At 34.8% G+C, this 14,946-nt stretch carries 14 protein-coding genes; 5 read left to right on the top strand and 9 right to left on the bottom strand.

The genetic code is table 11. The features are described from left to right. The first annotated feature begins 110 nt into the window (after positions 1-110). From HMPREF2811_RS07125 to HMPREF2811_RS07110, 4 genes are all read left to right on the top strand, one after another. The gene (locus HMPREF2811_RS07125; protein WP_071408741.1) at positions 111-1,991 is read left to right on the top strand and encodes an acyltransferase family protein; all 1,881 of its coding nucleotides are present in this window, start codon (positions 111-113) and stop codon (positions 1,989-1,991) included. Between the two features lie 408 nt (positions 1,992-2,399). Continuing rightward, complete coding sequence (locus tag HMPREF2811_RS07120) at positions 2,400-4,292, top strand: ABC transporter substrate binding protein (protein ID WP_071408740.1); 1,893 nt, start codon at positions 2,400-2,402, stop codon at positions 4,290-4,292. After that, positions 4,292-5,077, top strand: coding sequence for an ABC transporter ATP-binding protein (locus tag HMPREF2811_RS07115; RefSeq protein ID WP_071408739.1), 786 nt, complete (start codon positions 4,292-4,294; stop codon positions 5,075-5,077). The genes HMPREF2811_RS07120 and HMPREF2811_RS07115 overlap by 1 nt, the downstream gene beginning before the upstream one ends. Positions 5,078-5,708: 631 nt before the next feature. Further along, positions 5,709-5,897, top strand: coding sequence for a hypothetical protein (locus HMPREF2811_RS07110; protein ID WP_071408738.1), 189 nt, complete (start codon positions 5,709-5,711; stop codon positions 5,895-5,897). 863 nt (positions 5,898-6,760) lie between these two features. On the opposite strand, the gene HMPREF2811_RS07105 is transcribed toward HMPREF2811_RS07110, so the two are convergent. From HMPREF2811_RS07105 to ulaG, 9 genes are all read right to left on the bottom strand, one after another. Further along, complete coding sequence (locus HMPREF2811_RS07105; RefSeq protein ID WP_071408737.1) at positions 6,761-7,324, bottom strand: DUF3267 domain-containing protein; 564 nt, start codon at positions 7,322-7,324, stop codon at positions 6,761-6,763. Positions 7,325-7,463: 139 nt separating this feature from the next. Then, entirely contained in the window at positions 7,464-8,123 is a 660-nt protein-coding gene (locus HMPREF2811_RS07100) for a nitroreductase family protein (RefSeq protein WP_071408736.1), read from the bottom strand. 203 nt (positions 8,124-8,326) lie between these two features. Then, the gene (locus HMPREF2811_RS07095; protein WP_141749277.1) at positions 8,327-9,037 is read right to left on the bottom strand and encodes an L-ribulose-5-phosphate 4-epimerase; all 711 of its coding nucleotides are present in this window, start codon (positions 9,035-9,037) and stop codon (positions 8,327-8,329) included. Beyond that, a complete protein-coding gene (locus HMPREF2811_RS07090) occupies positions 9,027-9,887 on the bottom strand; it encodes an L-ribulose-5-phosphate 3-epimerase (protein WP_071408735.1) in 861 nt (286 codons plus the stop codon). The genes HMPREF2811_RS07095 and HMPREF2811_RS07090 overlap by 11 nt, the downstream gene beginning before the upstream one ends. 5 nt (positions 9,888-9,892) lie before the next feature. Next, positions 9,893-10,531 carry a 3-keto-L-gulonate-6-phosphate decarboxylase UlaD gene (locus HMPREF2811_RS07085; protein ID WP_071408734.1) on the bottom strand — a complete coding sequence of 213 codons (639 nt, stop codon included), beginning with the start codon at positions 10,529-10,531 and terminating at the stop codon, positions 9,893-9,895. A gap of 66 nt (positions 10,532-10,597) precedes the next feature. Next, positions 10,598-10,888: a PTS sugar transporter subunit IIB gene (locus HMPREF2811_RS07080; RefSeq protein WP_071408733.1), complete on the bottom strand. Its 291-nt coding sequence runs from the start codon at positions 10,886-10,888 to the stop codon at positions 10,598-10,600. 50 nt (positions 10,889-10,938) lie between these two features. Further along, a complete protein-coding gene (locus tag HMPREF2811_RS07075) occupies positions 10,939-12,402 on the bottom strand; it encodes a PTS ascorbate transporter subunit IIC (RefSeq protein ID WP_071408732.1) in 1,464 nt (487 codons plus the stop codon). 7 nt (positions 12,403-12,409) lie between these two features. Then, entirely contained in the window at positions 12,410-12,850 is a 441-nt protein-coding gene (locus HMPREF2811_RS07070) for a PTS sugar transporter subunit IIA (RefSeq protein WP_071408731.1), read from the bottom strand. A gap of 27 nt (positions 12,851-12,877) precedes the next feature. After that, on the bottom strand, positions 12,878-13,942 hold the full coding sequence (ulaG, locus tag HMPREF2811_RS07065; RefSeq protein WP_071408730.1) for an L-ascorbate 6-phosphate lactonase: 1,065 nt from the start codon (positions 13,940-13,942) through the stop codon (positions 12,878-12,880). A gap of 196 nt (positions 13,943-14,138) precedes the next feature. On the opposite strand from ulaG, the gene HMPREF2811_RS07060 reads away from it, so the two are divergent. Next, positions 14,139-14,918, top strand: a complete 780-nt coding sequence (locus tag HMPREF2811_RS07060; RefSeq protein ID WP_071408729.1) for a DeoR/GlpR family DNA-binding transcription regulator — start codon at positions 14,139-14,141, stop codon at positions 14,916-14,918. Positions 14,919-14,946: the final 28 nt, after the last annotated feature.

Below are 14,946 nucleotides of genomic sequence, written 5' to 3'. Positions count from 1 at the left end.
AATAGTCCCAGTTTTTTTATTATATTTTTATATATTTTTTTAGCATTAGTTCATTGAAAATTCATAATAATATGATAGACTTAATTTTGTCATATGAGGGAGAGTGTCTTATGGATTTAGAGAAAAAGCAAGTTGCAGTAACTAAAAGAATTACGGGTCTCGATGGTTTAAGAGGATTATCAATTTTACTGGTTATTTTATATCATTTTTTCCCAAGAGTTGTTAAAGGTGGTTATTTAGGAGTTCCACTGTTATTTATTTTATCTGGATATTTATTATCAAGTTTAGATACCAAAAAGTGGCATCGAGATCAATATTCGATTCAAAGGTTTTATCAATCAAGAGTAAAAAGAATCTTTCCGCCATTATTCTTGTTTATTGGAATTATTTCATTATTTTGTTATTTATTTTTACCAAGATTATTAAATGGACGAACACCGGAAGTGATGAGTGCTTTTCTAGGCTATAATAACTTTTGGCAAATTTCTCAAAATGCATCTTATTTTGATCGAGTCACCAGTGCTTCACCCTTTACACATTTATGGTCTTTAGCGATTGAATTGCAATTTTATCTCGTTTGGCCATGGGTATTTGTCATTTATCAAAAAGCTAAAGCACGAGGGAATGATTATCGAGTATTATTTTTAATGCTGACGGGTATTTCGATGCTTTGTATGGCCTTTGGTTATTATAAGGGAGTTGATATCTCGATTTTATATTATCACACCGCGACGCGTATTTCCGCGATTTTACTGGGTGTGTGGTTAGGTCTAGTGCGATCTAGCAAAATTACACGATTTGTAGAAGAGTTTAGTGTTAATCGTTTGTATTTAACATTTGGTGCAATTTTAGCGGTCACAATTTTGGCGGTATTCTTGATGGATGGTCAATATCCTTCTACCTATTATATCGGGCTTTCAATGATGACGTTTTTATTTGGTATCCTTTTAATTTTGGCCATTCAAAATCATTTACCATTTGGACGTCTGCTTGATAATCCAGTGTTAACTTATATTGGATCTAGAGGATATGAGTTATACCTATGGCATTATGCGGTCATGTTTATATCCAACTCGCTAAAAATTAAACCAAGTTTCATTAGTTTAACAATACAATTTTTAATCTTTATCTTATTAGCTGAGTTTTCATATCGTTTAATTAATAATAAATTGAATTTCGTTAGTCAATGGTTTAAAGATGAAGCTGCGTTTCAGCAATATGTAAAAATGACGCGTAATGTACTTTATGGCGTATCTGCCTTAGGGTTAGGTTTACTTTTAATCGCATCATCTAAACCGGATGATTCTAAGAGTAAATTAGAAGCTGATTTGGCAGCTAATAGTGAGTTGTTAGCAAAACAAAGGGAGAAAGCTAAGGAAAATCAATCAGCAGAAACGACGATTGACATGGTTAATGAATCCGAAACAACGGTTGCAACAACCGCTGAATCTGATGCTGAATCTGAAGCTGAACCGGAAACAACGACAGTCAATCAGGACAGTGCAGATGTGACCCAACAACCGATTACTTTAATTGGAGATTCCGTTTTATTAGGTTCAGTAAAAGAAGTTCAAGCAGCATTTCCAAATGCATACATTGAAGCTGAAGAATCACGTCAAGCCTATGAAGTAGCAGATTTATTTAGACAGATGATTGCTAATGGAACGATGGCTAATCGCGTGGTAATTGCCTTAGGTACCAATGGCTACTTTGATATTAGCTTTGGACAAGAATTAATGGACTTACTTGGGCCAGACCGTGAAGTGTATTGGGTAACCGTTTATGGAGAATTTTTACAATGGGAGGCAAGTACCAATCAAGTAATCTATGAGCTAGCCAGTCAATATCCGAATTTAAAAATTATTGATTGGGAATCTCAAGTTAAAAATCATCGAGAGTGGATTATTGATGATGGCATTCATCCTGATTTTGGCGGACGCGATCAATACGCACGTATTCTAAAAGAAACCATTGAAGCGAACCAGCCTTAGTTGTTAGAATGGTAAACCCATAAGTAGTAACGAGCTTTCTTTTGTATATGAAATTAAATCCTTTATCATAAAATTAAAATATAATGAAAATACCATTGACACGATTTCAATCCGGTGTTATTATTAAGATAACATTTAGGAGAGGAGCTACAGAGTATGTTTTCAATTTTTTCAACAAAATCAAATCGCTGGCAAAGTTGGCATAGATAGGTTGTAGACTTGGAAAACATACTCCACGGATACAGCCCAGTTTAGACTGTTCTGTATCTATGTGGCGATTTTCAAGAGTTTACCACGTAGATGTACTGATATTACATACTATGTGGTATTTTTTTATGCTCGACAAGGGTCCCATAGTATGTGGGGCCAGTGTCGAGCTTTTTATTTTATAAGAAATGAGGAAAAAAGATGCGTAAACTTTATAAGTTATTTGCAACACTGTTAGCTTTAACAGTTATGATGTCATTATCCATTAATATTCAAATCGCTTCAGCAAAAGAGGAAGCTAAAGTTGCTATTATTCAATTAGTAAGTCATCCTTCATTGGATCAAATTGTGTTGGGGATTAAAGAAGGTCTGGCGGAAGGCGGGTATCAAGAAGGCGATAATTTAACCATTGAATTTCATAATGCAGAAGGGGATATGAATTTACTTGGTTCGATTGCGGATACGGTCATTCATAATCAACCTGATTTAATTTTTTCAGTAACAACACCCGTTGCTCAAGCAGTAGCCGATGCAACTACAGAGATTCCTATTGTATTAGCAGGTATTACCGATCCGCTTGCAGCCTCATTAGTTGATTCATTGGACCAGCCAGGTGGCAACATTACCGGTGTTAGTGACGCTGTTCAGTTTGAGGAACAATTTGATTTAATCGTTCAATTACAACCCGATTTAAAAACTTTAGGTATGCTTTATACAACGAGTGAAGACAATTCCTTAGCAGAATTGAAAAAAGCTGAAGTCGTAGCAGAAAAATATAATATAGAAACAATCATTACAGGAATTGATTCTACACTAGATATGCAATTAGTCGCAGAAAATTTAGCTAAGCAAGTGGATGCTATTTTTATTGGTGCTGATAATTCCATCGCTAGTTCGATTGATACTTTATTAGATGTAACCGATAAAGCAGGCATTCCGGTATTTACGACAATTGACAGTTTTGTCGAAAAAGGCGCTTTAGCAGCCATCGCTATTAATCAAAAATCCATTGGGATACAATCAGCAGCGATGGGGATTGACATCCTAAAAGGTCAAAATCCAGCTGAAATGCCGATTCAATCGGTAACAAATAAACAACCCGTTTATAATTATGAAACGGCTGAAAAATTAGGCATTACGATTGATGAACAAGAAGAAAGTATGATTGCAGAAAATGAAGTTAACACAACTGCCACAACAAATAATCATTTTTCAATTTATTTTAATGCGATGACTCAAGGAATTTTATGGGGCATTATGGGGATTGGTTTATATATAACATTCCGTATTTTGCGATTTGCTGATTTAACGAGTGAAGTCTCATTTACCATGGGTGCATCAGTAGCAGTTGCATTAGCGTCTAGTGGCGTTCATCCATTGATCGCAACACTAGTAGCAGTATTTGGAGGGATGGTGGCAGGTTATGTCACAGGACTATTAATGACCTTGTTTGATATACCGTCCTTATTAGCTGGTATTATTACTTTAACAGGTTTTTATTCGATCAATCTGAGAATTATGGGCAAACCCAATGTTTCATTTAGAGGTTTATCGACTATTTATGATACCTTATCGAGCCTATTCGCTTCTGATATTTTACAAAGAACACTCATTGGTCTGGCGACAGTTGGGATTGTTATTCTTCTATTAGCTTTATTCTTTAAAACTGACTTTGGACAAGCTGTAATTGCAACCGGTGATAATGAAATAATGGCAGACGCGCTAGGTATTTCAACCGCACGTATGAAACGTTTTGCTTTAGTATTAGCTAATGGGATTATCGGTTTAAGTGGCGCTTTAATTGCGCAAGACAATGGTTATGCGGATATTTCAATGGGGGTTGGAACCGTGGTAGTGGCTTTATCATCGATTGTTATCGGCGAAGTGTTACTCAAAAATTTAACTTTACCATTAAGACTGTTATCGATTGTGGCTGGAGCGGTTATTTATCGTTTAATCCTTGTTTATGTATTGCAATTAGGATTTAATGCCAATGATTTTAAATTAATTTCCGCTACCGTTTTAGCAATTTTCTTAGCTTTACCTTCAATTTCTAAACGATTCAAACGTCTTAAGAAAGGTGGTGCTCAATAATGAGTCAAGCAACTATTGAATTAAATCAAGTATCGAAACATTTTCAACGTCAAACTGGTGAACAAGTAGTAGGTCTAAATAATATTAATTTAAAGATTAATGCAGGCGAAGTGATTGGCGTCATTGGGACTAATGGAGCCGGTAAATCTACTTTGATGAACTGTTTAACCGGTCAATTGCCTATTGATAGTGGTGAAATCTTAATTGAAGGAGTCGCCATCCGGAAAATGAAGAAGCGTGATATTGCTAAAAAAATAGGGCGTGTCTTTCAAAATCCTCAGATGGGCACCGCACCACGAATGACCGTCTTTGAAAATTTAATGCTAGCTCAAAAACGAGGTGAACAACGAGGCTTTTCTCGCTCACTAACTAAAGAAAATTATCAAAAAATGTTGAAGGAACTAGCAGCCTTTAAACTAGATTTAGAAAACCGTTTAGACGTCCCCATGGAAAATTTATCGGGTGGTCAAAGACAAGCGGTATCACTGATTATGGCGACAATCCAAAAACCAGAATTATTATTATTGGACGAACATACAGCCGCATTGGATCCTAGAACTGCCAAGCAAGTGATGGCGATGACGCAATTGATGATCAAAAATTATGATTTGACGACTTTAATGATTACTCACCATTTGCAAGATGCGCTTGATTATTGCGATCGTTTAATTGTGATGCATCGTGGACAAATTAGTCGTATTTATCAAAAGACAGAGTTGGCCTCATTGACCGCAGGCGATTTATACCAAACATTAGAAAATCTGGTCATCGAAGATGCTAAATAATGACTATATAAGAGGGAGTGGGCTATCGATTGATGGTCTATCTTCCTTTCTAGCAAAGTAGGGATCAAATATGTCTTTAAAATCTGCCATATGATACTTATTTGATGCCATTTAACCACTGGACTGATTGAACCAAACGGAACTTTAAGTGTTTGCCTAGCCCTATTAATACTAAATATTACGATACTGGCTTAGTATTTATTTTAAGAAAAAAATGATAGTATCTATTTTAAAACGGAACATTATTGACAAAAAATATCGTTAATCCTGGATAAAAAAGTCAAATGATGAACAGGGCGGTAAATAAGACATGCTAGCTTTTACTCATTGGTTAAATGGAGTTTCTAATCATTTCCTTATTAAGAATCATCGTTTTTAATTGATTATTTAGAAATAATAAGAAAGTTAGCATTGTTAATCAGATTGTGAAAAAACATTTAATTAATAATGAAAATCTGATTAATATATACTTTGAAAACACTCGTATAAGCGCATACATTATAAGGTTAATCATCATTTTATGAAAATGAATTAAGGTGTTTTAAATCTAATCTTTATTGTGAAATATAGTGAAATATGTTACAATATAACTGTAGGTTGCATTAGATGTTTTTTTGAAAGGAAAAGGATCATGGAACAAAATACAGTGAAAAAACAACCCAAATTAATTATCCAAACAATGGCTAGAAGTTGTAAATACAAACCAGTAAGTTTCTTAAATACCGAAGAGGTTCAGGAAAATCGTAAAGTTTATACACCAAATGAAAACACGTCGATTATTGTAAGAAAAGCAAATTGGTTTGACAGATTATTTAAATAATATTACAAATACCGGGCAGAGACTTAATTTCTGACCGGTATTATTTTTATGTCTAATTTTAAAGATGAACTGGTATCAACAAAATTTTATAGATAATGATAGCTCATAGAATTTTGGAACAGTTGTAAATGCTATCTGAAGTATTAAATGAGGCATCACAGATCTTAACAATAATCAAATGATAAATGATTGAATCTAAATTTATCGCAACATAAAAAAATCACAAAAATAAATTCAAATATGACGACAGTTGTAGGAACAAATTATATCATTTGGATTATTAAATGGCATCGATAAAGATGTGTAATGAGCGTTGATATGCGATGTAGATTAAATTTGTTTAGTCAGCTGAAATTCAAATTACTGATGGAACAGTTCATTTAATAATATTAACCAGCTACCACAAACGACGTATATAAATGAATGCAATGATTGTGATTGTATGAATGAGATTGAATTATGGCTTTCATTGAATCGAAGTAAAAAAGCAACTATAAATGATATTTATAAATTAAGTTATAAATTATCACTACCGAAATGTAATGTATATTATGTTAACCCAGATATATTATTTTTCTGCATGACTCCCCACTCGTTCTTATGTTGTAATAATGTGGTCTATATATCTAATACATCGTACTGTTTGTTGCAACTGATTCATTAATTTGCGTTTTAAGCTCTTTTCAAATATTAAGGTGGAAGATTACCCATGAAACGACGTTAAATAAGGGATATTAATTTTAATGAAGGATCAATAACTTGCATCTTAAATAATAATTTATCATTAATTCTTCATATTCTCTCTTCATTTTAATAGAATACTTAAAAGTTTGATACATATACAGACATAAGCTGCTCCTAATTTATAAATACAAAATAATGCCTTTTTCAGTATCTTCGACCTTCACATCTTGTGGTGCTTTTAACAATTGATTTATTAAATAAAAATCCCCGATACATGTAGATAGATGAGTCGCCGTTAATATATCAAATAATGATGAATGAGGTACTACAATTGGAAATAATGCGATTAACGCCAAACTAATGATTAAACAAGGCATTAATGCAATAACTATAAATTGAGTGCGTGTATAGCGACTGCCGGGACTTGATGTGTACACCATTCCGGTTTGATAACCGAACTTAACTGTAGCATATGGATCAAATAGTTTAAAGAAGATGCCATGAATCGCTTCGTGAATGAGTAAGATAATCATAAAAAGAGCCACAAAACTAATCAGTTCAATAAAAATATGCTTAATATCTAATGGAATTGGCGCTTTACTAAACTGGTAAAAAGCTTGCATAATGCCGATGATCACTTGCAATATTATGACAGATGCAATAAGAATAACGAGTGAATAACGACTTAATTTCTTTAGCGTTTTCTGGTCATCAACCAAATTAATTTCTTTCCATTTCTTCATTAAGCATTCTCCTAGCTATTTTTATTTTATTATATCAAATTATCACCCTTTTTTAAGCAATTTAACGATACTTTTGATTAATTATTTGAACTAAAAAACCATTAAAAGCACTCTCTCCTGCTTCTAATGGTCTCAAATTTTAAGCTAAAAAGTTAATTTTAGAATTCACATCATAACGTGTTGACTCAAGTGGTTCTTCGCCTGGTTTACCAATTGAAATGGCCATAATAGGTACGAAACGTTCGCTATCAAGTTCTAAAGTTGCAACTAAGTCTTTTGAATTATAGCCAGCCCATGCATTCGCTTCATATCCGTGCGCTCTAGCAACCAATAATAATTGCATTGCTAACATTGAACTGTCTAAGGTAGCATCTTTAATTAAAAAGTCGCGATCAGCTTTTTCATATAACGGTAAAAATGTATTGAAGATGGCGTCTAATTTCTCTTTGGTAATTTTGCCCTCTTCATATACTTTGGTCCAAACTTCGCGATAAACTTTATGTGAGTGAGTATCGCCTAATATAAAGATTGTAACTGGTGCTGTTTCTAATTGAGGATAGTTAAACGGCATCGTGATTGCTTTGACTTTGTTACGAGCTTCTTCATTATCAACGATGACAAAGTGCCATGATTGTAAGTTACATGCGGATGGTGTAATTGTCGCTTCATCTAACATTTCGACGATTTCATCACGACTAATACTTTGACTAGGGTCAAATCGACGGCATGAACGACGATTAAATACGATATCTTTATAGTCATTATTAACATAATCTTTTGCTAAAAATTTTTCTCTCATGTAAACCCTCTCCTTTTATTATAAATTAATTTTATCACTAAGCTAATGGATGTTCAATGGATTTGTGAGAAACTTAACTAATATATTAAAATAAATATGAGACCAGATAGATTATTAATTCTATCCAGTCTCCTAGTATAAACTATGTGTAAAACCTTGTTGTTTTTTTGTTTTTGTATTTTATTTACGTTTAATATTTTGATTTAATTTTGTCCATAATACGCATTAGCACCGTGTTTGCGATAATAATGTTTATCAAGCACACATTGAGGTAATTTTTCTGCGTTTGAACGAACGGCTTCAGTTATCTGTGCCATTTGACAACATTCGTCTAAAACTAAGCTGTTTTCGATGGCTTTTTGCGTAGTGGTTCCCCATGTAAAAGGACCATGACCATTGACTAACACTGCTGGAATAGCTAAGGGATCAAGGTTTTGATTTTCAAAGGTTTCCACAATGACTTTACCAGTATTCCATTCGTAAGCTTCTGTGACTTCTTCACTTGTTAGATGACGCGTAATCGGCACTTCGCCATAAAAAGTATCAGCGTGCGTTGTTCCATATACAGGCAAAGAACGTCCGGCTTGTGCCCAGGCGACCGCATTGGTACTATGAGTATGGACTACAGCCTTAATATTCGCGAAATGCTTGTATAAATAGACATGAGTTGGTAAATCAGATGAAGGTCGATAACCTTTCTCTAATGGGTTACCATCTAAATCGACCACCACCATTTGATCTGCCGTCATCGCTTGATAATCCACACCACTCGGTTTAATAACAATGACACCTAGTTCACGATTAATTTCACTGACATTACCCCAAGTTAATTTTACTAATCCCCAGTTTGGTAATTGTAAGTTTGCTTGAAAGACGCGTTCTTTCATTTCTCTAATTATTTCTTTAGTCAAAATAGTACCCCGCTTCCTCTAAAAGTGGTAAAAGATATTCTTTGGCCTCTTGAATACGTGCTGTTGGTTCTGAATCGGTTTCACTCCACATTTCAATAACAAAAGCACCTTGATAGCCGAGACGTTCCAAAGTTTTTAAGCAACCTAAAAAATCCACATCCCCTTCACCAAATGGGACATTTTTAAAGACGCCCGGTGAATCAGCGGTAACATTTTTAGTGTCTTTAAGATGGATAGCCGTGATAGATGCTAAGCCTAATGTTAATTCTTCAATCACATTATTTTCTGGCCATGCGGAAAGATTGCCAATATCTGGATAAACTTGTAACCACGGTGAAGGCACTGCTCGATTTATTTGTTTAAATTTGGTGAGTGAGTTAATATAGGGATCATCCATAATCTCGATAGACAACATTACTTGTTTTTCAGCTGCCATGCAAACCGATTTCTTGAGATTTTCAATAAAATAAGCACTAGTTAGCACATCTTTTTCTTCATAGTAAACGTCGTATCCGGCTAATTGTATCGTTCTAACGCCTAATTTACCTGCCAGATTAATGGCTTTTTGCATAATGTCTAATGCTTTTTCACGGGTATTTTTATCATGTGAACCAAGCGGAAATCGTCGATGACCGCTTAAACAAATTGATGGAATGAAGATACCTGTTTGATCAATTGCAGCACGGATTTCACAAATTTGATCTAAAGTCCAATCAAGTCGAGCTAATCGTTCATCAGTTTCATCAATTGACATCTCTACAAAATCGAATCCTAACTCTTTGGCAAGTTGCAATCGTTCTAGCCAACTGATGTCTTTAGGTAATGCTTTTTCATAAATTCCTAAAGTAGCCATTGATATTACCCCCAAATACGACGTATTTCGTCTTTAAATGCTCGTGCAGCCACCGCTGGATCTTCAGCTTGAGTGATGCCACGTCCTGCAATAAAGGTATATACATCAATGCCTTCAAATAATTTTAAAGTATCGATATTTAAACCGCCGGTGACACTTACTTTGAAGCCCATTTCAACTAATTTTTTAACTTTGTTTAAATCTTTTTCGCCCCAAGTTTCCCCTGCTAATAATGCATCACGACTTTGGTGATAGATTGCCTGATTAATACCCGCATCTAACCATTGTTGTGCATGCTCATAAGTCCAGTCCCCATATAATTCAACTTGTATTTCTTTTACTTCTTTGGCCGCTGCTTTCATAGTAGCGATGGTTGCTGAACAGATACATGTCATCCAGTCTGCTCCACGATTAGCACAGTTTTTCGCTACCGTACCACCGGCATCGGCACATTTTGTATCGGCTACGATTGTTTTATTAGGAAATAACTCGCGTAAAACGCCAACGACTTCACTCCCTACTTCTAACATCAAAACGGTACCTGCTTCAATAATGTCGACTTCTTGTCCTACTGCTACCGCATCTTTAATGGCATCTTTAATATTGGAATGATCCAACGCGACTTGTAAATTTGGAATACTCATTTTATCTTCCCCTTTCTTCGTTAAAAAGGACGGGCTCTTCACCACGTCCCTCTTTCGTTTTTTAAATTATACTGTAAGCTGAATGGCTTCTAATTGTTCGGTGATTTCTTTTTCAGATAATAGATTTTGTAAACCTATCACATGAGTTTTAGGTAAATCTAAACCACTAAAAACATCCAATAATGCTTTAGAAACAAATACGATATCATATTGTTTGGCAAGCGACTTCGCTTCTGATACGGCACAATGGTGGATTTCAACCGGAATATTTTTCTTTCTAAAAACATTGGCTAGTTTCATTTTTATAATTTGGCTTGATCCCATACCACTGCCACATGCTGCTAATACTTTGATCATTTTTATCATCTCCATTTTTATATTTTATAATGACAATTCATTATGTTTAATTACTGTTGAGTTGCCTCTAAATAGCCTTCATAATCTTCAGCTACGGTGAAATAATGCTCTTTATTTTTCATATATTGTAATTGAGGTATTGCTAATAAGATTAATAGAATGGCTGCCACGCCAATAAAACCACCATATTTCATCATCAAGCCAAATCCAACCCAGATGGTATCCCAGTCGAAGTTACCATGCCAGCCACCATATTTTGCTAATTGGAAGACTGAAGCGGCAAAGGCTCCCCCTAATACTTGAATAATTCCGGATAAAAATGGAATGATGGTCGCAGCTCTAAAGCCACCTTTATGGTTTGCATAAACTGCGAAGGTAGCATTATCAAAGAATACTGGCACGAAACCGGTAATAACTAAAACTGGACTCTTAAATACTAATAATCCCATAATCGCAATAAATTGTCCTAATGTTCCGAACAAGAAACCGATGGTGACCGCATTTTCTGGCCCGAACCCATAAACGGCTGCACAGTCAATGGCTGGCATTGATCCAGGTAATAATTTATCAGAAATACCTTGGAATGATTCTGATAATTCTGATACGAACATCCGAACACCGAGTTGTAAGATTTGTAAATAAACCGTGAAGGTTAATGATTTTTGTAAAATATAGAATACATAGTTTTGTGCACCACCTGAACTACCATATGCCGTATCGATGGTCATCATTAAGTCTTTACCCAAGATGCCCATAATTAAACCAAAGAAGACAAACATTAAGATAGAAGTTGCGACAATACTTTCTTTAAAAATCGATAAGAAACCTGGTAATTCAATTTCATCAATACCTTTTCCATCTTTTGATTTAAAGAAAGGGGCTATTTTATCTGTTAACCAAACACCAAACATTTGTTGATGCCCAATAGCTAAGCCGGCTCCACCAGTCAAATCTTGAGTCGCTTCTACTGTTAAATTTGAAGAAACTGACCAATAAACCCCTAAGACTACACCTAAGATGATTAAAATTTGCGTATCTTGTAATTGCGGAAAGGCAAATAGCACTAACCATAAGGCCGTTGAAGATTGTTGAACCATGATGTGTCCAGTAATAAAAACAGTCCGTACTTTGGTCCATTTTCTAAAGATAACTAAGATAATATTGACAATAAAAGCGACTAATAAGACCATTAACATTAAACTAAATGAACGACCTGCTTCTTCAACGGCACTTTGCGCAGCAGATTGACCAAAATATGGATCAATGACCGCAGCCTGTAAGTCAAAACGTTCTTTTAAGCCCGCTAATATCGGACGGAAGTTAGAGACTAAACCACCAGCCGCAACGTTTAATATTAAATAACCAACAACGGCTTTAATAAACCCAGCTAACGCATCATACCATTTCTTATTCATCAATAAGTAACCAATTAGCACTAGAAAACCAACGAAGAATGCTGGGTTGGTTAAAATGTTAATTTGGAAAAATTTCCAAAGATTAATAATGATCTCCATATAAATCCTACTTTCTTGTGAGTGATAATAAATCTTCTGCGTTTTTTGCTGACAGCAGTTTTTCAACTAAAGACTCATCTTCCAATAAAGTGACCAATTGAGTTAAATTTTCAAGATGTTGGTCATTATTTATTGAAGCTAAAACAAAGAACAGGCGGGCTGTATAGTCACAGTTAGATCCAAAATCTACCGGTACTTCTGTTTTCATAAAGCCAATTTCAGTTTGATAAACACCTTTACCTTCTTGAGCATGAGGAATGCAGATTTCCGGTGCAATCACGATATAAGGTCCAAATTCGTGAACATTATTAATAATATATTGTGAATAGTCGGTCGAAATAATCCCTTTTTCTTCTAAAGGTCGGCAGGCTGCTTTAATGGCATCTTCCCAACTTTCAAATTGATGGTGAAAGGAATACAAGCCTTTTTCAACGATATTTTCTAACATAAAGAATCCTCCTACGGTTATGTCAAATTATAAGAATGATGGGAATGGTGTATCATTTTCATAGTGGAAGGCGTCTTTAAATCCACGGTTAAACATAAATTCAAGTTTTCCTAAATCTTGTGGGTAGTTAAAACGTCCACCTACTTGCCAAATATACGGATTGAATTGATAATCTAAGCGGTCTTTTTTCATTTTCCAAATTTGAACAATTTCTTGAGGATCTGCCATAAAGTTTGTCCAAATATCATGATGCACTGGAATAACGACTTTGGCATTTAAGTTTTCTGCCATTCTTAAAATATCCACTGATGTTAGTTTGTCGGTAATACCACGTGGGTTTTCACCAAAAGCACCTAAACAAACATCAATTTTATGTTCATTTCCATGTTTGGCGAACATATTACAAAAATGTGAATCACCAGCATGATAAACACTACCACCTGATGTAGTAAATAGATAATTAACGGCGATATGATCCATATCTTGTGGCATTTTACCTTTTAATTCATATTCAGGATCACCGTCCCAAGTCACTAAAGCAGTACGGTCGAATGATTCTAAAGCGGTAATTTTAATGTCTTTGATCATCAATTCGTCATTAGGTTTTACCACGATGGTTCTAGCTTCAGGTACACCCCATTTTACCCAGGTGTCTACTACTGCTTGAGGTCCAACAAATTTAGCATCTGGACAATTTTTAGCTACTGCAGCTGCTGTATTAATATCTAAATGATCTGAATGGATATGAGTGACAACAAGGGCATCTACGTTTTGAATTTCAAAAGGATCTAATACGAATGGCTGATTACGTAAATTCGGTTGTAATTGTTTGACACCACTCATTCGCATCATTTGGTGTCCTTTTTTCATATCCCCTGCCCCATGAGTTCTCTTACCAGTACCTGTCCATAAATCACATAAAATATTGGTGCCTTCATGAGATTTTAGCCAAATACCTGTACAACCTAACCACCACATGGAAAATGAACCAGCGGGAACTTCAGCTTCTTGAATTTCTTCATTTAACCAAGTACCCCATTCTGGAAAAGTACTTTTTAACCAACTTTCTTTTGTTACATCTTGAATGTTCATTTAAATTCCTCCTTGAACGTTTATAACGCTTTCATTAATTTAATAATAAACGATACAATTTAAGCTGACAACCCAGTTAAATGTTTGAATAAGATAATTTTATGCATTTTATGTTCGTTTAATCGTTTGTTAAGGAATTATACTTTATTTTAATGTTTGTTTTGATTATAATATGTTTGAAAAAGAGGTGAACGAGATGAAACAGTCAAAAGAAGTTGTTGAGGAAAGACGTTATAATATTTTGCAATTATTACAAGCAAGTCCCGATTTAGTATTGAGTGTGAATCAGCTAGCTAAACGATTAGCAGTCTCGCCTATGACCATTCGCCGAGACTTAACTGAATTGGAAACGATGGGGAAAATAAATCGTCTACATGGAAAAGCAAAAATACTGGAGAAACCCCACTTTGAAGGTAATACCAATAATGAACATATCGAAGCAATCAAATATAAAATTGCTAAACAAGCTAGTTCTTACGTTGAAAATAATATGACACTTTTTGTCAATAGTAGTAGTACCGCTTTAATGACCTTGAATCATTTAATTGATAAGTCATTAGTAGTCGTAACCAATAATGCCCATGTCATTGACATGAAAAATAATCCTAATACCTCCGTTATTTTAACAGGTGGTGAAATCCGCTTCCCGAAAGAAGCTTTGGTGGGTGATTTAGCATTAGCTTCATTAATGAATTTTCAAGCGGATGTATTAGTTTTAGGTTGTTCGGGTATCAGTCCTGAACGAGGCATATCGACAGTGAACATTCATGAATTAGCCGTTAATGCCCTTTTTATTCAAAATACAACAAAAAAAGTCATTGTCGTTGCAGATTATCGAAAAATTGGTTATGATGCGAATTTCTTTGTTGCGCCAACGGATGTCATTGATATCCTCATCACCGATTCATATGCAAATCCAGCCATTATTGAAAGGTTTGAACAACAAGGCATTCAAGTCATTCAATTGCCAATTTAAAAAGGTAATTTTGCTGAAATTAGGTGAA

Origin of the sequence: Globicatella sp. HMSC072A10, assembly GCF_001811625.1 — a bacterium.
Lineage (GTDB): Bacteria > Bacillota > Bacilli > Lactobacillales > Aerococcaceae > Globicatella > Globicatella sanguinis.
Note: the sequence above shows the minus strand (reverse complement) of the source record. Positions and strands in the feature narration are given on the sequence as shown.

Bases quoted from the DNA above. Each gene is read 5' to 3' on its own strand.
- HMPREF2811_RS07125 (WP_071408741.1), top strand. From the start codon at position 111: ATGGATTTAGAGAAAAAGCAAGTTGCAGTAACTAAAAGAATTACGGGT.
- HMPREF2811_RS07120 (WP_071408740.1), top strand. From the start codon at position 2,400: ATGCGTAAACTTTATAAGTTATTTGCAACACTGTTAGCTTTAACAGTT.
- HMPREF2811_RS07115 (WP_071408739.1), top strand. From the start codon at position 4,292: ATGAGTCAAGCAACTATTGAATTAAATCAAGTATCGAAACATTTTCAA.
- HMPREF2811_RS07110 (WP_071408738.1), top strand. From the start codon at position 5,709: ATGGAACAAAATACAGTGAAAAAACAACCCAAATTAATTATCCAAACA.
- HMPREF2811_RS07105 (WP_071408737.1), bottom strand. From the start codon at position 7,324: ATGAAGAAATGGAAAGAAATTAATTTGGTTGATGACCAGAAAACGCTA.
- HMPREF2811_RS07100 (WP_071408736.1), bottom strand. From the start codon at position 8,123: ATGAGAGAAAAATTTTTAGCAAAAGATTATGTTAATAATGACTATAAA.
- HMPREF2811_RS07090 (WP_071408735.1), bottom strand. From the start codon at position 9,887: ATGGCTACTTTAGGAATTTATGAAAAAGCATTACCTAAAGACATCAGT.
- HMPREF2811_RS07085 (WP_071408734.1), bottom strand. From the start codon at position 10,531: ATGAGTATTCCAAATTTACAAGTCGCGTTGGATCATTCCAATATTAAA.
- HMPREF2811_RS07080 (WP_071408733.1), bottom strand. From the start codon at position 10,888: ATGATCAAAGTATTAGCAGCATGTGGCAGTGGTATGGGATCAAGCCAA.
- HMPREF2811_RS07075 (WP_071408732.1), bottom strand. From the start codon at position 12,402: ATGGAGATCATTATTAATCTTTGGAAATTTTTCCAAATTAACATTTTA.
- HMPREF2811_RS07070 (WP_071408731.1), bottom strand. From the start codon at position 12,850: ATGTTAGAAAATATCGTTGAAAAAGGCTTGTATTCCTTTCACCATCAA.
- ulaG (WP_071408730.1), bottom strand. From the start codon at position 13,942: ATGAACATTCAAGATGTAACAAAAGAAAGTTGGTTAAAAAGTACTTTT.
- HMPREF2811_RS07060 (WP_071408729.1), top strand. From the start codon at position 14,139: ATGAAACAGTCAAAAGAAGTTGTTGAGGAAAGACGTTATAATATTTTG.